A 21393-nucleotide genomic window follows, 5' to 3' on the forward strand; every position below is an offset into this window, starting at 1 on the left:
GAGGGACGAACCGGAAAGCGGACCAATGATCAAATGAACTAGAGCGTTCTGCGGACCTTATTACAGGGTGCCTGCTGGCATTCGCCGGCGCGTCGACCGAGCGCTCGAGAAGTCTGCCACCGCGTCCCTTCCTGTCACCAGGGAGACGCTGCAGCATCGGGGCCGTGGCAGGGGTGCCGACAGATGCCCGGCGGGCGCGGTTCGTCGTGCGCGATCACAGCGATCCGCGGCGTGCTCTCACGTCCGTCGGGCGGCCATGGGCCGACCCGCGGCCCGGTGACGGGCGGCCGCGGGTCGACGGCAAGTTCCTCAGCGCCGGCGGCCGGCGCCTGTGGCTGCGCGGCGCCACGTACGGCACCTTCGCCACGGGCGAGGACGGCCGCGACTACGGGAGCCCCGCTCAGGTCGCCGCCGACCTCGATGCCATGGCCGCGTCCGGGCTCAACACGCTGCGGACCTACTCCGTCCCGCCGCGCTGGCTGCTCGACCAGGCGTTCGAGCGCGGGATCTGGGTGCTCGTCGGCCTTCCGTGGGAACAGCACATCGCGTTCCTCGACGAACGGGGGCGGGCCGACTCGATCGAGGCCCGGGTGGGCAGCGGCGTGCGCGAGTGCCGGGCGCACCCGGCCGTCCTGGCGTTCGCGATCGGCAACGAGATCCCCGCGTCGATCGTCCGCTGGTACGGGCGGCGGCGTATCGAAGGCTTCCTGCGGCGCCTGCAGCAGGCGGTCAAGGACGAGGACCCCGAGGCCCTCGTCACCTACGTCAACTTCCCGAGCACGGAGTATCTCCAGCTCGGCTTCCTGGACTTCGTCGCGTTCAATGTCTACCTCGAGGACGAGGCGGGGCTCGACGCGTATCTCTTCCGGCTGCAGAGCGTGGCGGGCGAGCGGCCGCTCGTCATGGCCGAGATCGGCCTGGACAGCCGGCGCAACGGGACGCGGCGCCAGGCCCAGGTCCTCAGCCGGCAGCTGCGCAGCGCGTTTCGGGCCGGCTGCGCCGGGGCCGTCGTGTTCTCGTGGACGGACGAGTGGCATCGCGGCGGCCAGGAGATCCTGGACTGGGACTTCGGCGTCACCGACCGCCAGCGGCGGGCGAAGCCGGCGCTCAGCGCGATTCGCGACGCCTTCGCCCAGGTGCCGCTCGAGCCCTCCAGCGACCTGCCGCGCGTCTCCGTCGTGGTCTGCACCCACAACGGAGCGGCGACGCTCGACGACTGCCTCAGGGCGCTGGCCGAGCTCGACTACCCGGACTACGAGGTGATCGTCGTCGACGACGGCTCCACCGACGCGTCGGCGCAGATCGCGGCGAGGCATCCGGTTCGGCTCATCTCCACGATCAACCACGGGCTGAGCGCCGCGCGCAACGAGGGATGGCGCGCCGCGACCGGGGAGATCGTCGCGTACACCGACGACGACGCGGAGCCCGATCCGCACTGGCTCGGCTACCTGGTCGCCGGGTTCGCGGCCGGCGACTTCGCGGCCGTCGGCGGACCGAACGTGCCACCGCCCGGCGACGGCGACGTCGCGGCATGTGTCGCCAACGCGCCCGGCGGACCGGTGCACGTCCTGCTCTCCGACCGTGTCGCGGAGCACATCCCGGGCTGCAACATGGCGTTCCGGCGGGAATGGCTCGAGGCGATCGGCGGCTTCGACGCGCAGTTCCGCGTCGCCGGCGACGACGTGGACGTGTGCTGGCGCATCCAGGAGCACGGCGGGACGCTCGGGTTCCATCCGAGTGCCCTGGTGTGGCACCACCGCCGGGCGACCGTGCGGCGGTTCTGGCGCCAGCAGCGCGGCTACGGCCGGGCCGAGGCGCTGCTCGAGCGCAAGTGGCCCGAGAAGTACAACGTGGCCGGCCAGCTCGGCTGGGGCGGACGGCTCTACGGCCGCGGGCTCCTGGCCGGGCTCAACCGCTCGCGCGTGTACTACGGGGTGTGGGGCTCGGGCGCCTTCCAGCCGTCGGTCGCCGTTCGGCCGAACCACCTCTTCCTGCTCGCCGCGACGCCGGAGTGGTACCTCGTCCTGCTGGCGCTGGGGGCGACGGCGGGCCTCGGCCGGTTCTGGCCGCCGCTGCTCCTCGCCCTGCCGCTGCTGGTCGCGGGCATCGGGCTCCTGCTGGCGCATGCGGTCGTCGGGGCGGCCGGCGCGGACTTCCGCTCGCTCGAGCTCCCGACGCGCGGGCGCCGGCGGCGACGCGCGCTCACGGCACTGCTCTACCTCCTCGGGCCCGCGGCCCGCCTGCACGGCCGCCTCGCGCATGGCCTCGCGCCCTGGCGCCGCCCCAAGCTCGGCGGCTGCGGGCTGCCCCGCCGGCGGCGGGTGCAGCTCTGGCTGGAGGAATGGCGATCGCCGGAGGACCGTGTCGGCCGGATCGAGGAGGACCTGCGTGCCGCCGGCGCGCGCGTGAGACGCGGCGGCGCGTTCGACCGGTGGGACCTCGAGATCACCGCCGGGGCTCTGGGGGGCGTGCGCATGCGGGCGGCCGTGGAGGAGCACGGCCAGGGCCGCCAGCAGCTGCTCACCCGCTCGTGGCCCTACGTCCCCCGGATCGTCGCCGGATCGGTGACCGCCCTCGTCGCGCTGGCGGTGCTCGCGGGACTCGACGGCGCAATGCACGCGATGGCGCTGCTCGGTGCCGGGGCCGCCGGCCTGGCCGGCGGATGGGCGGTCGAGTGCGGTCGCGCGGCGGTCGCGGTCGAGCGCGCGGTCGCCGGCTCGGGCTCCGGCCCGCCCCGCACTGCCGTGGTCACGCCGATGCGGCCGGCCATCGCGGTCGACGCGCGCCACGGCGCGGAGCTGGATGCCGACGACGCCGCGTCCGGCGTCATGGGGACGGGCGCATGATCGGCGCGGCCGTGCTGCGCCGTCGGCGGGATCCTGACCGGCGCAGCGCCTGGTACTTCTTCCGCGACTTCCCGCGGGTGCTGCGCTACCTGCGGCCGCATCGCAAGCTGGCCGTGGCGTCGATCGTGATCGCCCTGTTCGGATCGCTGGCCGCGCTGGCGTCCCCGTGGCCGCTGGCGCTGCTGGTCGACACCGTGCTCGGCAACAAGCCGCTTCCGGCGCTGCTCGGCTTCCTGGGCGACGTCGACCGGTCGGCGCTGCTGATCATCGCCGTCGTCGCCGGCGTCCTGGTGGCGGGGCTGCAGAGCGGCCTCGGCGTGCTCGACGACTACGTCAGCACGAAGCTCGACCAGAGCATGGTCCTCGACCTGCGCACGGAGATGTTCGCGCACGCGCAGCGCCTGTCGCTGGCGTTCCACGACAACAAGCGCACCGGCCTGCTCATGTACCAGATCAACAACCAGGCCACGGCGGTCGGAGCCATCGTGGTGGCGATCCCGCCGCTGATCCAGGCGCTGTTGACGCTCGTCGGCATGTTCGTCGTCGTCTACCGCATCGATCCGACGTTGGCGCTCCTGTCGCTGACGGTGGTTCCGCTGATCTACTGCTCGGCGGGCTACTACGCCAAGCGCATCGATCCCGAGGTCCGCCGCGTCCGCAATCTCGAGGGTCGCACCCTGACCATCGTCCACGAGGCGATGGCGATGCTGAAGGTCATCGCCGCGTTCGGGCGGGAGCGCCACGAGCACGCGCGCTTCCGCGACACGGCGGAGACCGCCGTCGGCGCTCGGGTGCGCCTGACCGTCCGCCAGACGACGTTCTCCCTCGTCGTGACCCTCATCACGGCGATCGGGACGGCGCTCGTGCTGGCGTTCGGCGCCCACAGCGTCATCGACGGCAGGATGACCGCGGGCGAGCTGCTCGTGGTGATGGGGTACATCGCCGCGATCTACAAGCCGCTCGAGCAGGTCAGCCAGACGATCAGCAACCTGCAGGAGCGGTTCATCACGCTGCAGGGCGCGCTGGATCTGCTCGACACCCGCCAGGAGATCGTGGAGCGGCCCGACGCGATCGACATCGGCCGGGCGACGGGCGCGCTGACGCTCGACGGGGTCAGCTTCAGCTACACGGGCCGCAAGGGGACGCTCGAGGACGTCAACTTCGAGGTGCAGGCCGGCGACCGCGTGGCGATCGTCGGGCCGACCGGCGCCGGCAAGAGCACGCTGCTGAACCTCCTCCCGCGCTTCTACGACCCGCATGAGGGCGTGGTGCGACTCGACGGCCACGACGTGCGGGACCTCAAGCTCGACAACCTGCGCGCACAGGTCAGCATCGTGCTCCAGGAGCCGCTGCTGTTCTCCGGGCCGATCCTCGAGAACATCCGCTACGGCCGCATGGAGGCCAGCGACGAGGAGGTCCTCGAGGCCGCGCGCGCGGCCAATGCGCACGACTTCATCACCGCGCTGCCGAAGGGCTATGCGACCGAGCTGGGCGAGCGCGGTGCGCAGCTGTCGGGCGGCGAGCGCCAGAGGATCTCGGTCGCGCGGGCGTTCCTCAAGGACGCGCCGATCCTGATCCTCGACGAGCCGACGTCGTCGATCGACTCCAAGACGGAGTCGGTGATCCTCGACGCGCTGCAGCGCCTGTCCGTCGGCCGCACGACGCTGATGGTGGCGCACCGCCTGTCGACGATCCTCGACGCGGACCTGATCCTCGTGATGAACCACGGGCGGATCGTCGAGCACGGAACCCACGAGGAGCTCGTCGCCTATCCCGGGCTGTACCGGGAGCTGTGGGACGCGCAGCACGGCGCAGCGGGTCGCGCCAGGGCGCTCCCGACCGCCGTGCTCTCCGAGATGACGGGGGCGATCGCGGCGGATGAGGTCGACCCCTCGCCGGCGCGCACGCCGGCGGCCCCCTCGTCGCGCCGCATCGTCCTCCTGGGGATGATGGCCAAGACGCCGGTTCCCGGGGTCATCTGGCAGACGATGCACTACCTGCTCGGCCTGCAACGCCTCGGGTTCGACGTCCACTACGTCGAGGCGCACGGCCGCACACCGGCGATGCTCATGCCGGATCCGGGCGCCGACGGACCGGCCCGGGCCGCGGCGCTCATCGAGGAGCTCATGGTTCGCTTCGGTTTGGCCGGCCGGTGGGCGTACCAGCACGACGGACGCGTCTACGGCGCCAGCGACACGCAGCTGCGCTCGCTGTTCAGCCAGGCCGAGCTCGTGATCAACCTCCACGGCGGCACGCCGCCGCGACCCGAGCACAGTGCCGGCGGCCCGCTCGTCTACCTGGAGACCGACCCGGTGGAGACGCAGGTACGCCTGCACGACGGCGACCAGGCGCTGCGCGACCTGCTCGGCGCCCACGATGCGCTGTTCACCTTCGCCGAGAACCTGGGGCGCCCCGGCTGCCCGCTTCCGGTCACCGCCGGCTTCGCGTTCCACCCCACCCGTCAGCCCGTGGTGCTCGAGCACTGGGCCGGCCGTGGCGCCGCGGCACCGGAGCGGTTCACGACGGTGGGCAACTGGCGTCAGGCGTGGCGGGCCGTCGAATATCGCGGCGAGCGCTACACATGGACCAAGGACGAGCAGTGGCGCCGGTTCCTCGAGCTCCCGCGGCGCACCGACCAGCCGATCGAGCTGGCCCTGAGCGGGATGCAGCCCCACCACGCCGAGGCGCTCCGCGCCCGCGGATTCCACGTGCGCGACGCGCTTGCGTTCGGCACCGACACCGATGCCTACCGCGACTACGTGGCCGGCTCGCGGGCCGAGTTCACGGTCGCCAAGGACCAGAACATCCGCCTGCGCACGGGCTGGTTCAGCGATCGCGGCGCCACCTACCTGGCCGCCGGAAGGCCGGTGGTCACCCAGGACACCGGATTCGGCGACGTCCTGCCCGTCGGCGAGGGGCTGTTCGCCGTCGGCGACCCCGACGGCGCCGTCGCCGCGATCGAGGCGATCAACGGGGACTACGCGCGCCACCGGCGCGCGGCGTCCGAGATCGCGCGTGAGCACTTCAGCGCCGAGCGGGTGCTCGGCGACCTCCTGTCGCACTGTGGAACACCGAGACCGAGGACCACCATGACATCCACATCACCCGAGGCTGAACCGCCCGCGCCGTCCTCCGGGTCGCCGCATCCGCTGGGCCTGGATTCGACCGTGCTGGCGATCATCCCGCACTACCGCTGCGAGGAGTGGCTGCCGGACTGCCTCGAGTCGCTCGTCCGCCAGACCCGCCCGCCCGACGGCATCGTGGTCATCGACGACGCCTCCGACGAGCCGCCGATCGAGATCGTGCGGCGCTTCCCGCAGGTGACGCTGCTGCAGTCCAGCAGCAACGCCGGCCCGTACCGGCTCGTGCAGCAGATCATCGAGGCGACCGACTACGACGCGTACCTGTTCCAGGATGCCGACGACTGGTCCGCGCCCGACCGCCTCGAGCAGCTGCTGCGCCATGCCCAGGAGACCGGTGCCGAGCTGCTGGGCACGCAGGAGGTCCGCGTGTTCTGCGACGAGCCGGAGGTCACGCCGGTCGCGTGGCCGCTCGACGTCAACGCCCCGTTCGCCGAGAAGCCGACGGCCTTCCCGCTGCTGCACCCGACGAGCATCGTGAGCCGTGACCTCGTGATGCGCCTCGGAGGGTTCGCCTCGGGGCTGCGCTTCAGCGGCGACGCGGAGTTCCTGCGGCGCGCCCGCTTCGTGACCGACGTCGCCAACATCCCGCATCACGGCTACCACCGCCGCATCCGCGCCGGCTCGCTGACGACCGCTCCCGAGACCGGGCTGCAGTCACCCGAGCGCAAGCGGGTCATGGAGATGCTGTGGGAGCGCGCGCGCAGCAACGCCGAGCTCGTGGCGCAGGGCGGCGAGCCCGACCTCGAGCCGATCGCGGTCGCGCGGCCGGTGCGGCTGTCCCAGCTCATCGGTCCCCGGTTGAGCGGTCGCGGGGGAGAGCGCCCGCAACCGGCGCCGGTGACGGCCCGGGCGCCTGCGCCGGAGGGCTCGGTGCGGCCGGTGTTCGTCGTCGGAGCCGATCGCTCCGGCGCCAGCGCCGTGGCCTGGGCGCTGGCGGAGCATCCCGGCATCGCCGGCGCCCCGCACGGCGGCTGGGTCGGTGAGCTCGGAGGCGCGCTGTCGGGCGTCTACGATGCCGCGCGCAGCGGCGACGGCGCCGGCCTCGGTCAGCAGCCGCCGTCGCCGGAGGCGTTCGCGGGGCGGTTCGCCGAGGTCGTCGGCGACCTCGTCGCGGACGGTGCGCGCCGCTGGGTCGACGCCTCCTGGCAGCACACGTTCGCGATCGAGCGTCTGGCGGCGCTGTTTCCCGAGGCGCGCTTCATCCACGTCGTGCGCGACGTCGACAGCGCGGTCGACGCGATGGTCGACCCGCCGCTCGGCGCGGCCGGCGCCACCGGCGGCACGCAGGTGCCGGCCCGGCTGCGCAGGAAGCTCGACGAGCGCAGCGCGCTGGAGAACTGGACCGCGGCCAACCAGGCCTGCCTCGACGCGGAGCCGATGCTCGGCGAGCGCATGATCCGCGTGCGCTTCGAGGCGCTCGTCGAGACGCCGGATGCCCTCGTGCGCGAGTGCCTGCGGTTCCTCGGCGAGCCGTTCCGCGCGGAGTGCCTGCGCCCGCTCAAGGGGCTGCGCGCCCGCGAGGGCGGCGGGGCCGAGCGGCCGGACGACGACGGATCACTGGCCGAGGAGCGGGCCCGCGCGCGCCGGCTGAACCGCGTCCTCCGGGGCGAGTCGGTCGAGGAGGAGCCGCCGCCGCCCGCGGGCGCGCCGGACGCACCCGAGGCGCCCGAGCGGGTCCTGGCCATGTCGCGCCGCGTCACCGAGGCGGTCCTCTCGGAGCACACGGAGGCCGCCGCGGCCATCGCCGTGATCAGCCGCGGAGACGACGAGCTGCTGCGCGTCGAAGGCCGACGCACGCAGCACTTCCCCCAGGACGAGCAGGGCCGGTGGCTGGGCCATCACCCGGCGGACGACGCCGAGGCGTTGGCGCATCTGGAGCGGGCCCGCGAACGCGGGGCACGCTTCCTCTTCGTCCCGTGCACGTCGCTGTGGTGGCTCGACCACTACGACGCCCTGCGCCGCCACCTCGAGACCGAGCATCGTCCCATCCTCCAGCGCCCGGACCAGGGCGCGCTGTTCGAGCTGCGCCGGGCGGCAGGCGGCGCGGCGGTCAACGGCAACGGAGCGGCCCACGCCAACGGCAACGGCAACGGCGCGGCCCACGCCAACGGCAACGGGAACGGCAACGGCCACGCCGCCGTGGACGCCGCGACGGTCGCGAAGGAAACCGCCGCCGCCCCCCCGGCCCGCGCGGCGGCGAACGGCCGTGCCGGCCAGGACCGGCGCAGGCGCGTCGTGCTCGTCACCGACCACTTCCCGAAGTTCTCCGAGACGTTCTTCGCCTGCGAGCTCCAGGGGCTGCGGGAACGCGGCTGGGACGTCCACGTGCTGTGCAACCGCAGCAACCGCGACCAGTGGCCGTACTTCCCGGACCTCGCCGACGAGCTGAGCAGCGGCGAGCGAATCCACGTGATCCGCGACTTCGAGGCCCAGCTGACCGAGCTGGCGCCCGACATCGTGCACTTCGGCTACGGAACGCTCGCGCTGGGCCGCATGCACGTCGCCGACCTGCTCGGCTGCAAGGTCGTCGTCAGCTTCCGCGGCTACGACGCCAACTACCACGGCCTCGACGATCCGCACTGCTACGACGACGTCTGGCAGTCGGCGGATGCCCTGCACCTCGTCTCGCAGGACATCTGGCGGCGCGCCCAGCGCCGGGGCTGCCCGGCCGACAAGCCGCACCGCGTCATCACCGACGCGGTCGACGTGTCGTCGTTCGCCGCGCCGGACCGCCGCTACGAGCCCGCGGGCGCGCCGGAACGGCCGCTGCGGATCGTCAGCGTCGGCCGGCTGCACTGGAAGAAGGGCCACGAGCACGCGCTGGCCGCGATCCGCACCGTGCTCGACCGCGGCATCGACGTGCGCTACCGGATCGCCGGCGACGGCGCGCACCGCGAGGCGATCCTGTTCGCGATCCACGACCTCGGGCTCGAGGACCACGTCGAGCTGCTCGGCGCGTGCAGCACGGACGAGGTCCGGGAGCAGCTGCGCTGGGCGGACGTCTGCCTGCACCCGGCGGTCTCGGAGGGGTTCTGCGTGTCGGTCATCGAGGCGCAGGCGATGGGCCTGCCGGTCGTGTGCAGCGACGCCGACGGCCTGTCGGAGAACGTCGCCGACGGCCAGACGGGCTACGTCGTGGCGCGCCGCGATCCGGGCGCGATCGCGGCGCGGCTGACGGAGCTGGCCGGCGACCCCGCACTGCGCGAGCGCATGGGCAGGGCGGCGCGCACCCGCGCGGTGGAGAGATTCGACATCGCCGATCAGCTCGACGGACTCGAGCAGCTGTACGAGTCGGTGCTGGCCAAGCCCGAGATCGACTCGCGGCGCCGCCGGCGGCGCGAGACCACCGAAGCGCTCGAGGGCGAGCTCGCGACGCTCGACCGTCGCCGGCTGGCGCTCGTGGAGCAGCTGCGCGCCCGGCGGATGGCCGAGCGCCTGCACGAGGACGTCGAGCGGCTCATCCCGGCCAACGCGACGGCGCTCGTCATCGCTCGCGGCGACGAGGAGCTGGTGGACCTCTCGGGCCGCCACGGCTGGCACTTCCCGCAGACGGAGGACGGCGTCTATGCCGGCCACCACCCGGCCGACGGCGCCACGGCGGTCCGCCACCTCGAGGAGCTGCGGGCTCGCGGAGCCGAGTACCTCGTCATCCCGGCGACCTCGTCCTGGTGGCTGGACCACTACGGCGAGCTCCGCGACCACCTCGAGCGCCACCACCGCCGGCTCGCCGCCGATCCGGATTCCTGCACGGTCTACCGGCTCGGAGATCAGCGCGCCGGGCCGCCGGCCGCGGTTGCCGGCGAGCGCGCCGCGGGCCGGGCGGCGGTGACCGCATGACCGGGTTCGCCGACGCGGTCGACCCGCCGTTCACCCGTTCGGAGCTGCTGGTCGACGGTCCCAACGAGCAGACGGTGGAGCTCTTCCGCGCGTCCGGGTGCCGGCGCTACGCGGAGCTCGGCGTCTACCAGGGCGACACGGCGGAGCGGATCGCCGACCACCTTGCCGGCGACGGCGAGATCCACCTGTTCGACTACGAGGATCGCGTGAGCGCCGTGGCCGAGCGCCTGCGCGCCCGCGGGCACGCCAACGTCGTGGCCCACCCGAACACTTGGCGGACGTTCGACTCCTACAACTGGAGCCTGATGGCGCTCCTGCGTCGCGGGGGCGCGCCGCCGTTCGACTACGTCTTCATCGACGGCGCCCACACCTGGGCGTTCGACGCGCTCGCGTTCCTGCTCGTCGACCGGCTCCTCGCGCCCGGAGGCTACGTGGACTTCGACGACTACCACTGGACGCTCGCGGCCTCGCCGTCGATGAGTCCCGAGGCGTTTCCGCCGACGCGCCGGCTCTACACCGACGAGCAGATCGACGCACCGCAGGTGGCGCTGGTGGTCGACCTGCTCGTCCGTCCCGACGACCGCTACGAGGAGCTCGTCGAGAACAAGCTCTTCCGCAAGCGCCCGGAGGCGCGGTGACCGCCCCGCTCGTCAGCGTCTGCATCCCCACGCGCAGCCACGGCCGCTTCCTCGGCGAGGCGCTCGCGAGCGCCCTGGACCAGGGGATCGACGAGCTGGAGGTGCTCGTGCACGACGACGCGTCCGACGACGGCACGGCCGACGTCGTCGCCCGCTGCGGCGACCGGCGTGTGCTCCATCACCGCCATCCGCGGCCGGTCGGGGTCGTCGCCAACCGCAACAGCTGCCTGGCCCGGGCTCGCGGGCGCTACATCGCCTGGCTGGACGCCGACGATGCCTACCAGCCGGGCGCGCTCGCCGAGCAGGTGCGCCTGCTCGAGGAGAACCCCGGCGTCGCCGTGGTCCACGGCGCGGCGGAGATCGTCGACGAGGCCGGGCAGGGCCGGCGCCCGTGGCGCCGGCCGTTCGATCACGACGCGGTCGAGCCGGGCACGGCCGCGTTCGGAGAGCTCATCCTCGCCAATGAGCTGACGACTTCGACGGTCGTGGCCCGCGCGGCCGCGCACGCGGGTGCGGGCCCGTTCGTCTCGTCGGGGCCGAGCAGCTCGGACTGGGACATGTGGCTGCGGCTGGCGCTCGAGGGCGCCGTCGCCTACCGCGCGTCGACGGTGGCGCGCTACCGCCAGCACGCCGGCTCGATCTCCGCCGCCACCACGGCCGGCGGGGCGCGGCTGCGCTGCGACGTGCGCGTCGTGCGCCGGATCCTGCGCCTGGCGGCATCCCGCCTGGCGGACCCACGGCGGGAGGCCCGGCGGGCGCATGCCGCGCTCGGCGCCCGGACGCTGCTGCTGGCGGGCGACCTGCGCACGCGCGGCGAGCGCGCCGCCGCGCTGCGCGCCGTGGCGCTGGCCGCTCGGCTCGCCCCGGGCGTCATGCGGGCACACTCGGGCGCATTGCTGGCGGCGACCGCACGGGCCGACGAGTACGCGTGCCACCGCCTGACCCGGCTGCTGCTCGGCCGGCTCGCGCATCAGCTCGAGGGGTCGCGGTTCGGCCGGTCGATCGCCCGCGCCGCGGCCGGCGACCCGGAGTGGGATGCCGCGCTGGTTCGCGTTGCGGACGTGCTGCGCCGCGTCACTCCGCCCGACGCCATGGTCGCCACGGCGACGAAATGGGACCCCACGCTGCTGCATCTGAGCGGGCGGCGGGGACGGCAGTTCCCCGACCGGCGCCTGCTCCCGGGCGGCTATCCGCGCGACGGCGCCGCCGCCGTCGACCACCTGGAGCAGCTGCGCCGGGCCGGGCTGTCGCACCTCGTGTTCCCGAGCGCGTCGCGCTGGTGGCTCGAGCACTACGAAGCGCTGGCCGAGCGCCTCGGCGGGCCGGCGCATGCCGACGAGGACTGCGTGATCTTCGACCTGCGAGCGTCATGACCGGCCGCATCGCCATCGCCGGATCGGTCGCCGCCAAGCCGGGCAACGCCGGGCACACCTGGCAGTTCCTGCAGTACCTGCTCGGGTTCAAGCGGCTCGGATGGGACGTCCTGCTGGTGGACGCCCTGCCGGCCGCGGACCCCGCGGGCGTGCGGTGGGTGGCGGCGGTGATGGACCGCCACGGCCTGGGCGGCGACTGGACGCTCGCCCTCGGAGACGGCACGCACGCCGGTCTGCCGCGGCGCGATGCGCTCGATCACGTGGCCTCCGCCGACCTGCTGCTCAACGTCATGGGCTTCCTGACCGATGCCGAGCTGCTCGCCGCGGCGCGGCGTCGCGTCTTCCTCGACACGGATCCCGGGTTCGCCCAGATGTGGCGCGAGCTCGGCCAGGCGGACATCTTCACCGGGCACGACGTGCACGTGACGATCGGCGAGCGCATCGGCCGGCCGGACTGCACGCTGCCGACCTGCGGCCTGCAGTGGGTGACGACGCGCCAGCCGGTCGTGCTGGAGGCGTGGCCCGCAGCCGAGGACGCGCCCGTGCGCCCGTTCACGAGCATCGGGAGCTGGCGCGGCGCCTACGACCCGGTCGAGTACGACGGCACCCGCTACGGGCTTCGCGCCCACGAGTTCCGCCGCTTCGCGGGGCTGCCGGCGACCACCGGGCACGGGTTCGAGGTCGCGCTCGCCATCCACCCCGCGGACGCGGCCGACCTCGACCTGCTGCGCTCGACGGGCTGGACGCTGGTCGAGCCGGCGCAGGTGGCGTCGACGACCGATGGCTACCGGCGCTTCATCGCCGGATCACGGGCCGAGCTGATGGTGGCCAAGGGCATGTACGTCCAGACCGTGAGCGGCTGGTTCAGCGAGCGCAGCATCTGCTACCTCGCCTCGGGACGCCCGGTGCTGGCGCAGGACACCGGCCTGTCGGATCTCTACGAGCTCGGAGCGGGCGTCCTCGCGTTCGCGACGCCCGACGAGGCGGCGGCCGGCGTGGAGTCGATCACCCGCGACTACGCGCGGCATGCGCGGGCCGCGCGCGCGTTCGCCGAGGAGCACTTCGACTCCGACAAGGTCCTCACGCGACTGCTCGAGCGGTTGTGAGGGTGAGCGTGGCGCAGCGCGTGGGCATCGCGATCGTGGCCATCACCGGAGCAGGCGGGTGCGCCGCTCCGGTGCGCGAGCCCGGCACCGGCGCCGAGCGCGGTCCGACGGTGACCTGCCGCAGCGAACGGTCGCGCGCCGACGGTGCGCGACCGCGCTGCCTGCCGGCGCGTGGTTCGTCGCTCGTCGTGCGCGGCCGGGAGCACCGCGCGGTCTGGCGCGGCCGTCTCGCCGCGCGGCGCCTCCACGACTGGGCGCAGGTCCAGGCCGCGCCCGGCGGGGTGCGGATCGTCCCCGGCCCGGGCACGCGCGGGCGGCGCGTGGCCCTCTTCACCGTGCGGCCCGGAGACCGCCCGGTGCCCGGCGGGGAGCGGGCCGAGGTCGTCGCCTCCCACGCCGCGACCGCCGGGCGCGAGGGCGCCGAGGCCTGGTACGCCTGGTCGTCCTACTTCCCCGCCGACCTGAACCCGCTGGCGTCGAGCACGTCGAACGTCTTCACGCAGTGGCACCAGTGGGATCCGTCGCCGCCCGCGCGGCCCACGCGCTGCAGCCCGAACATCGCCCTGCAGATCAACACCCGCCACACGCCGCCGCGGATCCGGCTCGCCGTCCGCGGCGGCCGGCTGGATCCTCGCACCTGCCGGCCCGGGACCGCTCGCGCCTGGGACACCGTCGCGCTGGCGCGACGCCGGTGGGTCGACTTCGCGCTGTACGTCCGCTGGTCGGCGTCCGCTCAACGCGGCCGGGTGGCGCTGGCCATCGACGGGCGCACCGTCGTGCCGGTCACACGGGCGGCGACGCTCTACCCCGGCCAGGGCACGTACCTCAAGCAGGGCTTCTACCGCGCGCCGTCGCCCGCGACGTCGCGGATCTACCACGGCGGGGTGACACGATTCCGATGACGGTCGCGATCTTCGGCAGCTGCGTCACGCGCGACGTCTTCGAGGACCCGGCGCTGCGCCCCAGCCTCGGCCACTACACCGCGCGGTCGTCGGTGATCAGCGCGGTCGCGCCGCCGCTGCCGGTCGACGAGGAGCGAGTCGTCCTCGACTCGCCGTTCCAGCGCCGCTGCGTGCTCGCCGACCTCCACAAGACGTTCTTCGATTCGCTGGCGGAGGATCCGCCGGACCTGCTGATCGTCGACCTGATCGACGAGCGCTTCGACCTGCTCGCCGGCGCGGGCACCGTCGTCACGGTGTCGTCGGCGCTGCAGGCGGCCGGCCTCGGCGAGAACCTGCATCCGGACATGCGGCCGCTGCGGCGGATGTCCGAGCGGGGCTGCGAGCTGTTCGCCGCCGCGGCGCCCGTCTTCGCCGCGCGCGTCACCGAGATCGTGCCGCCCGAGCGCGTCATCCTGCACCGCGCGCTGTGGTCGCTGCACTACACCGACGGCGAGCGCGTGCACCCCTTCCCGGACGCGCGGCTGGAGCTCTGCCGTCTGCAGAACGACATGCTCGACCGCAGCTACGACGCGTTGGCCGACGCGTTCGGGGCCGGCGTCGAGACGCTGCAGCTCGATCCCGCCGAGCACCTGGCCGACGCCGGCCACCGCTGGGAGCTCGAGCCGTTTCACTACGAGGCGTCCTACAACCGCGAGGCGGCCCGGCGCCTGCAGGAGCTGTACGCGCTGCGATGACGACGGTCCTGGTCGCCGGTGCGCTCGCCAACAAGCACCGCCACGGCGGCAGCATCTGGGTGCGCATGAGCTGGGCCGAGGCGCTGCGCTCGCTCGGCTTCGACGTCGTGTTCGTCGAGCAGATCGCCGAGGCCGACTGCGTCGACGGCGACGGGCACCCGGCTGCGTTCGCCGGCTCCGCCAATGCCGCGGCGTTCCGGTCGGTGTGCGCGGCGTTCGGCTTCGACGGCCGGGCCGCGCTGATCTGCTCCGACGACGGCCGGACCGTCGGGCTCGAGCCCGAGGAGCTGCTCGACCGGGCCGCGGAGGCCGACCTGCTCGTGAACATCAGTGGCCACCTGCGCTGGCGTCCGCTGCTCGAGCGCCTGCCCCGCCGCGTCTTCGTCGACCTCGATCCCGGCTTCACCCAGATCTGGCACGAGTCCGGCTCCGACGCGGCGGGCCTCGACGGACACGAGCTGCACTTCACCGTGGGCGCCAACATCGGCACGGCGCACTGCCCCCTGCCGACGGCGGGCGTCTGCTGGCGTCCCATTCGCCAGCCGGTCGTGCTCGACCGCTGGCCCGTGCAGGAGGACGGCGGCGGCTTCGGCGGCTTCACGACCGTCGCGAGCTGGCGCGGAGCCTTCGGGCGCCCGGCGTGGCGCGGGCGGACGTACGGCCTCAAGGTCCACGAGTTCCGCCGCTTCGCCCGGCTGCCGCGGCTGGCCGGCGCGCCGTTTGCGATCGCGCTCGACATCCACGCGGCGGACGCGGGCGACGCCGACCTGCTGCGCGGCGGTGGCTGGACGCTCGTCGACCCCGCCCTGGTGAGCGGCGTCGACGGCTTCCGCCGCTTCGTTCAGCGGTCGGGCGCGGAGTTCTCCGCGGCCCAGGGCGTCTACGTCGAGACGTGCAGCGGCTGGTTCAGCGACCGCACGGTGCGCTACCTCGCGTGCGGCCGTCCGGCGCTCGTCCAGGACACCGGCCAGGCCGGGCACCTGCCGCTCGGGGAGGGCCTGCTGTCGTTCCGGACACTCGACGAGGCGCGCGACGGCGCTCGCGCCATCGCCGAGGACTATCCGCGCCACCGGCGGGCCGCACGGCGCATCGCGGAGCAGTGGTTCACCCCGCGGCGGGCGCTCGCCCCGCTGCTCGAGGCGACCGGGTTGTCGCCCGCGCACGTCCCCCGGCCCGCGTTCGCGGGCGGTCCCACCCCGACGAAGGCGGAGCAGTGCTAGAGAAGATCAACACACCAGGGTTCGAGACGCTGTCCCGTGCGGACCCGAAGGTGTGCGACCACGTCGCCGGGCTGCTGGCCGACGGCAACCCGCGGCCGGTCGTGGCCGAGATCGGCCTCGGCATCGGCGCGACGACCGAGGAGCTCGCGCGGATCATGGCCAACCGCGGCGAGCTTCACCTCTATGACTTCGAGGAGAAGGTGGCCGAGATCATCGGCGACCTCGAGGGGCTCGGCTATCGCAACGCGGTCGGGTTCGGCAACACCCGCCGGCACTGGGACTCCTACAACTGGAGCCTGATGAAGCAGGTCCAGAGCCACGACACGCCGATCTACGACTACATCTACCTCGACGGCGCGCACACGTTCCTGCACGACGGGCTGGCGTTCGTGCTGTGCGACCGGCTGCTCAAGCCCGGCGGCTGCATCAACTTCGACGACTACTTCTGGTCGATCGCCGGCTCGAAGTGGATGGCGGACACCCGCGACGCGTTCCTGACCGACGAGCAGATCAACGCCCAGCAGGTGAAGCTGGTCATCGACACGCTCGTGCGCCCCGACCCCCGCTACGAGGAGATCGTGGCGCACGAGGTCTTCCGGAAGCGCGCGTGAGCCGAGGCGATCGCCTCAGCATCGTCGTCAGCGGGATGCTGGCCGGGGTGCCGCGCCAGGGAGGCGCCACGTGGGCGGTGCTGCAGTACGTGCTCGGCCTGCGCCGGCTCGGCCACGACGTGCTGTTCGTCGAGCCTGTGGACCACGATGGCGCGGCGCTCGAGCGCACACCGGCGGCGGCGTACTTCCGCGACGTCGTGGCGCGGTTCGGTCTCGCGGGCCGGGCCGCGCTGCTCGATGCCTCCGGCGGCGCCACCCTCGGCCTTCGCCGCGGGGAGCTCGACCGGCTCATCGGAGGCGCCGACGTGCTGCTCAACCTGTCCGGCATGCTCGACGCGCCGATCATGGACCGCGTCCCGGTGCGCGCGTTCGTCGACCTCGATCCCGGCTTCACCCAGCTCTGGCACGAGGCGCAGGGCATCGATCTCGGCTTCGACCGCCACAACCGGTTCGTGACGGTGGGGCAGTCGGTCGGCGCCGCGGGCGGCCGGGTGCCGAGCGCGGGGCGCCCATGGATCTCCACGCTGCCGCCCGTCGTGCTCGAGCACTGGCCCGTCGCGGACCGCCCGGCGAGCCCGCGGCTGACCACCATCGGGCACTGGCGGGCGTACGGGTCGATCGAGCATCAGGGCGTTCACTACGGCCAGAAGGCCCACTCGCTGCGCCGGCTCATCGACCTCCCGCGGCGGCTCGGGGTGCGGGTGATGCTCGCGCTCGGCATCCACCCCGACGAGACCGAGGACATCGCCGCACTGCACCGGCACGGCTGGCAGCTCTCCGATCCCGACGTCGCGGCCGGCACGCCGCGCCGCTACGAGGACTTCGTCCGCTGCTCGTGGGCGGAGCTCGGCATCGCCAAGAGCGGCTACGTCGCGGCGGACTGCGGCTGGTTCAGCGATCGCAGCGTCTGCTACCTGGCGACGGGACGGCCGGTGATCGCGCAGGAGACCGGCTTCTCGGAGCACCTGCCGACCGGCGATGGACTGCTGGCGTTTCGCACCGGCGACGAGGCGGTCGCGGCGGTCGAGGCCCTGCGCCGGGACTACCCGCGCCACCGTCGCGCGGCCCGCGCGATCGCAGAGGAGGTCTTCGAGTCCGATCGCGTCCTGTCGCGGCTGCTGGCGTGCCTGTGACCGACGCGCAGCTGCGGGCGCACCTGGCCGACCGGCTCGGGAGCCCGGTGGCGGGGCTGCGCCGCGCGCCGCTGCCGCGGCGCTCCAGCTTCGCGGTCGAGGTGCTGGACGTCGAGCTGGCGGGCGGCGGTCGGCGGCGGATGCTGCTCAAGGACGTCGCGTCGGCAGCGCTGGCGTCGGAGGCGGCGGCCGCGAAGCCGGCCTTCGTGCTCGACCCGCGGCGCGAGCTGATCGTCTACCGCGACGTCGTCGGGCCGATGGAGGTCGGCGTGCCGCGCCTGCTGGGCGGCGTCGCCGACCCGGCGCGGCAGAGCTTCTGGCTGCTGCTGGAGCTCGTGGACGGCGAGCCGCTGGCCGAGATGGCCGCCGGTCCCGCGTGGGCGGCGGCCGCGCGCTGGCTCGCCGACCTGCATGTCCGCGCGGTCGGCGCGCCGCCGGCGGAGCTGCTGCGCTACGACGCGTCCTGGTTTCGCGGGTGGCTGGCACGGGCTCGTGCCCTGGCCCCGCCCGGCTCACTGGATCGCGTGGCGCGCGGACACGAACGCGTGCTGCGCCGGCTGCTCGCCTGGCCGAGCGCCTTCGTGCACGGCGAGTTCTACGCGTCCAACGTGCTCGTCGAACGGGGGACCCCGCCGCGCCTGCGCGTCGTCGACTGGGAGATGGCCGGCATCGGGCCGGGGCTGCTCGACCTGGCCGCACTGACGGCGGGGGCGTGGAGCGGGGCGCAGCGGGAGCGGCTCGCGCTGGAGTACCACGAGACCTGGTCGGCGGCCGGGGGCCGGGCCTCCGCCGATCAGCTGCTGGAGACGCTCGAATGTGCTCGGTTGGTGGCCGCGCTGCAGTGGATCGGCTGGTCGTCGACCTGGTCGCCGCCCGCCGAGCACGCCCAGGACTGGGTGGCCGAGGCACGGAGAGCCGCTGAGCGGCTCGAGCTGTGATGCGCGACCATCCAACCTTGATGCCTTCGTCGCGTTTCGATCCGGATGAACGCCAGAGAATCGCTGATCGTTCCGCACATCGCGACCGGTGACCCGTCCCGGCACGATGGCCTCCTGCTGCGGGCGGCGTCCAGCGCCGACGACGCGCAGCGGGCCGCGCGGGGCGCGCGCCTCGTGCACGCGGCGATGATCGATTCGGCGTTGGCGGGCGCCGGAGTCGGCGGCGTCGCGGCGATCGCGGCCGAGAAGCTCCTCGGGACCGTGGCGATCGTGCTTCCCGAGGTCGACGTGGCGGTGATCTCGCCCGATCGCGGCGACGATCGGCTGGCCGAGCTGCGACGGTACGTGACCGCCGGCATGCGGGGTCAACTGGCCCACGCGCCCGTCGCGCTCGCCGGTGAGCTGCCGATCGACCTGCTCGGCGACCGTCTCGGCTCCGTGCTGGTCCTCGAGGTGGGCAACGTTCAGCTGCTCGGAGAGGTCCTCGAGGTCACCGCGATGGCCGCGCTGACCGCCGTGACGCTGGCCCACGGGACCTCGCTGACCCAGCGCCACGCACGTGCCGGCCTGTTGGAGGACATGCGGCGCCACCCAGGGCCGCCGGTGGCCGAGGTGCTCGCGCGCGCCCGGAGACTCGGGTCCGACCTCACCGCGGGGGCCAGCGCATTGTGCGCCCGACTGGCTCCCGGCGACGCGGAGCGGGTCCTGGCGACGATCGAGGGGGAGCTGCCGGGCGCCCTGGCGGCGGTGCGCGACGACCGGGTGGAGGCGCTGCTGCCCGGGTCCGACGACGACGCGGCTGCGCCGGACGCGGTGGCGCGACGGCTCGCTCGGCGGTTGCGCGAACGGGGCGCCGCGGCCCTGGCGCCGTTCGAGCGCGATCCGGCCGACCTGCACATCGCCCTGGACGCCGCCGAGATCGGGTTGCTGCTCGCTGAGCAGGCAGGCGTCGAGCTCGAGGAGCTGCTGGTCGGAAGCTGGCGCCTGCTCGTGCGCACCGCTGCGACGGATCCGCGCCAGCTCGACGCACTGATCGACACGACGGTGGGTCCGGCGCTCGAGCCCGGCCACCCGTCCCTCGCCGCGCCGGTCGACACGCTGAACGCGTACATCGACCAGGGCGCGAGCATGACCGCCACCGCTCAGGCGCTCTATCTGCACCGTCACACCGTCGCGTCGCACCTCGAGCGCATCGCCGAGGCGACGGGGCACGATCCGCTGTCGCCGCGCGGTCAGGAGCAGCTTGCGCTCGGCCTCAAGGCGCTGGCCATTCGCAACATCATGGAGCGGCCGCCCCCGTCCGACGTGCGCCGTCCGATCCGCGGTCAGGAGCTCGGCGCAGTTCCCGTGGCCTGAGAGCCCGCTGACCGGGGCGAACATTCCGGCGTGCCGGCCGCGTGTGGCCATGGACGCGCACGAAGCCCTGGCCGACCGCCTGCGTGAGTAGCTGATCCGTCGTGCGGCGGCGGGGGAGGGCGGGGATCTGCACGAGCGGATCCTGGCGCCGCTGGGGCGGCGCGGAGCGGGTTCGCTGACGCGTGTCGGCCAGCCGCCGGTGCCGGCTGGTGATCTCACAACCGCGCGCGTGCAATGCCAAGCGGCCCTGCGGCGAGCGCGCTTTGCTGGGGTGCCGTGACGATCGATGCCTTGATCGACGAAGACGTCGCTCCCGTGACGACGGTTCCCTGTCTCGAGGTCCGCGCGTTGATCGATGACGTGCTCGCGCCCGCCGCCGGTGAGATCGCCGACCGGCTCGCCCGAGTGATCCACCGGCACGATGCGGCTCCGGGCGATGACGCGGGGACGATCGCCGACACGTTGGCCAGCTGCGAGGCGAACGTCCGGATGCAGCTCGCGATGTGGCGCAACGGTCAGGATCCGTCGCACGCCGAACCGCCCGAGGCCGCGATCGCCTACGCCCGATTCTGCGCCCGGGAGGACCGCTCGCTGGCCGACCTGCTGCGGATCTATCACATCGGCCAGGAGGAGCTCATGCGCATCGTGCGCCACGAGCTCGCGTCGCGTCTGCCCGCCGAGACGATGTTCGCCGCGCTCGACCAGGTCTGCACGTTTGTGTTCACCTACAACGACGCCGTCCTCGTCCGGCTCGAGGAGGTCCATCGCCGCGAACGGGCGACCGCCGCGCGTACGACGGTCGCACGACGGCGGCGGATGCTCGCGGCGATCCTGGCCGGAGAGCCGGCGGATCCGTGCGACGCCGCCGACTGCCTGGGCTACGACGTGCGCCGTCATCACCTCGGCGTCGTGCTCTGGGGCGCCGAGCCCGACCGTCTGGGGGCCGAGGCCGCCCGGCTCGCGTCCACGCTGGGCACGGGCGCCCCGCTCACCGAGCCGCTGGGCGGGTCGGCGCTGGCCGCCTGGTTCGGCGGCTGGGAGCCACCGGACCCGGCACTGGTCCGCCCCGCCGATGGTGGGGTGCGCATTGCGCTGGGCACCGTCCGGCCCGGGGTCGAAGGCTTTCGGGCGACGCACGCCGACGCGCTGGTCGCTCGCCGTGTCTCGCGGGAGTGCCGGCTGGCCGACCCGGCGGTCGACTACCCGGCCCTCGCGCTGGCGGGGCTGCTCATCGCGGACGCCGAGCGGGCGCGCACCTTCGTCGCGGACGAGCTCGGCGCCCTTGCGGGCGGCGAGCGCCCCGACGCGATGCATCGCCTGCGCATGACGCTCGAGACGTACTTCGCCGAGCTCGCTTCGGTGGCCCGGACGGCGCGGCGCCTCGGCGTCCATGAGAACACCGTCAGCTACCGCCTGCAGAGGGTCTGCGAGATTCGCGGCCGGCCGCTGACCGAGCGCACGCTCGAGCTGCAGGCGGCGCTGCGCCTTGCCCGCCTGTTCTCCGAACCCGAGACCGACGCCGATCTCCATCCCCGTTGTACCGAGCGTTAGGAGCG

13 protein-coding genes are annotated in these 21393 nt (G+C 73.7%); all 13 read left to right on the forward strand.

From position 1 onward, the window contains the following. Positions 1 to 164: 164 nt before the first annotated feature. The 13 genes from DSM104329_RS10560 to DSM104329_RS10620 all read left to right on the forward strand — a co-directional run bounded on the left by DSM104329_RS10560 (position 165) and on the right by DSM104329_RS10620 (position 21388). The gene (locus tag DSM104329_RS10560; protein ID WP_259315397.1) at positions 165 to 2846 is read left to right on the forward strand and encodes a glycosyltransferase; all 2682 of its coding nucleotides are present in this window, start codon (positions 165 to 167) and stop codon (positions 2844 to 2846) included. Continuing rightward, complete coding sequence (locus DSM104329_RS10565) at positions 2843 to 9826, forward strand: glycosyltransferase (RefSeq protein WP_259315398.1); 6984 nt, start codon at positions 2843 to 2845, stop codon at positions 9824 to 9826. The genes DSM104329_RS10560 and DSM104329_RS10565 overlap by 4 nt, the downstream gene beginning before the upstream one ends. Then, positions 9823 to 10464 carry a class I SAM-dependent methyltransferase gene (locus DSM104329_RS10570; protein WP_259315399.1) on the forward strand — a complete coding sequence of 214 codons (642 nt, stop codon included), beginning with the start codon at positions 9823 to 9825 and terminating at the stop codon, positions 10462 to 10464. The genes DSM104329_RS10565 and DSM104329_RS10570 overlap by 4 nt, the downstream gene beginning before the upstream one ends. Next, complete coding sequence (locus tag DSM104329_RS10575; RefSeq protein WP_259315400.1) at positions 10461 to 11837, forward strand: glycosyltransferase family 2 protein; 1377 nt, start codon at positions 10461 to 10463, stop codon at positions 11835 to 11837. The genes DSM104329_RS10570 and DSM104329_RS10575 overlap by 4 nt, the downstream gene beginning before the upstream one ends. After that, positions 11834 to 12943: a glycosyltransferase family protein gene (locus DSM104329_RS10580; protein ID WP_259315401.1), complete on the forward strand. Its 1110-nt coding sequence runs from the start codon at positions 11834 to 11836 to the stop codon at positions 12941 to 12943. Before DSM104329_RS10575 ends, DSM104329_RS10580 begins: the two co-directional genes overlap by 4 nt. 2 nt (positions 12944 to 12945) lie before the next feature. Continuing rightward, positions 12946 to 13845, forward strand: coding sequence for a polysaccharide lyase (locus DSM104329_RS10585; RefSeq protein ID WP_259315402.1), 900 nt, complete (start codon positions 12946 to 12948; stop codon positions 13843 to 13845). Then, positions 13842 to 14579, forward strand: a complete 738-nt coding sequence (locus DSM104329_RS10590) for a DUF6270 domain-containing protein (RefSeq protein WP_259315403.1) — start codon at positions 13842 to 13844, stop codon at positions 14577 to 14579. Before DSM104329_RS10585 ends, DSM104329_RS10590 begins: the two co-directional genes overlap by 4 nt. Then, positions 14576 to 15799, forward strand: a complete 1224-nt coding sequence (locus DSM104329_RS10595) for a hypothetical protein (protein ID WP_259315404.1) — start codon at positions 14576 to 14578, stop codon at positions 15797 to 15799. The genes DSM104329_RS10590 and DSM104329_RS10595 overlap by 4 nt, the downstream gene beginning before the upstream one ends. Beyond that, the gene (locus DSM104329_RS10600; protein WP_259315405.1) at positions 15793 to 16410 is read left to right on the forward strand and encodes a class I SAM-dependent methyltransferase; all 618 of its coding nucleotides are present in this window, start codon (positions 15793 to 15795) and stop codon (positions 16408 to 16410) included. Before DSM104329_RS10595 ends, DSM104329_RS10600 begins: the two co-directional genes overlap by 7 nt. Then, positions 16407 to 17543, forward strand: a complete 1137-nt coding sequence (locus tag DSM104329_RS10605; RefSeq protein ID WP_259315406.1) for a hypothetical protein — start codon at positions 16407 to 16409, stop codon at positions 17541 to 17543. Before DSM104329_RS10600 ends, DSM104329_RS10605 begins: the two co-directional genes overlap by 4 nt. Next, a complete protein-coding gene (locus DSM104329_RS10610) occupies positions 17534 to 18481 on the forward strand; it encodes a phosphotransferase family protein (RefSeq protein WP_259315407.1) in 948 nt (315 codons plus the stop codon). The genes DSM104329_RS10605 and DSM104329_RS10610 overlap by 10 nt, the downstream gene beginning before the upstream one ends. A gap of 45 nt (positions 18482 to 18526) precedes the next feature. Next, entirely contained in the window at positions 18527 to 19837 is a 1311-nt protein-coding gene (locus tag DSM104329_RS10615) for a PucR family transcriptional regulator (RefSeq protein ID WP_259315408.1), read from the forward strand. A 276-nt stretch (positions 19838 to 20113) separates the two neighbouring features. Then, positions 20114 to 21388 (forward strand): PucR family transcriptional regulator, encoded by a 1275-nt coding sequence (locus tag DSM104329_RS10620; RefSeq protein WP_259315409.1) that lies wholly within the window; start codon positions 20114 to 20116, stop codon positions 21386 to 21388. Positions 21389 to 21393 lie beyond the last annotated feature (5 nt).

The organism is Capillimicrobium parvum, assembly GCF_021172045.1.
GTDB lineage: Bacteria > Actinomycetota > Thermoleophilia > Solirubrobacterales > Solirubrobacteraceae > Capillimicrobium > Capillimicrobium parvum.

Excerpts from the sequence above, each read along its gene's own strand:
- DSM104329_RS10615 (WP_259315408.1), top strand. The coding sequence starts at position 18,527 with ATGAACGCCAGAGAATCGCTGATCGTTCCGCACATCGCGACCGGTGAC.
- DSM104329_RS10595 (WP_259315404.1), top strand. The coding sequence starts at position 14,576 with ATGACGACGGTCCTGGTCGCCGGTGCGCTCGCCAACAAGCACCGCCAC.
- DSM104329_RS10570 (WP_259315399.1), top strand. The coding sequence starts at position 9,823 with ATGACCGGGTTCGCCGACGCGGTCGACCCGCCGTTCACCCGTTCGGAG.
- DSM104329_RS10590 (WP_259315403.1), top strand. The coding sequence starts at position 13,842 with ATGACGGTCGCGATCTTCGGCAGCTGCGTCACGCGCGACGTCTTCGAG.
- DSM104329_RS10580 (WP_259315401.1), top strand. The coding sequence starts at position 11,834 with ATGACCGGCCGCATCGCCATCGCCGGATCGGTCGCCGCCAAGCCGGGC.
- DSM104329_RS10565 (WP_259315398.1), top strand. The coding sequence starts at position 2,843 with ATGATCGGCGCGGCCGTGCTGCGCCGTCGGCGGGATCCTGACCGGCGC.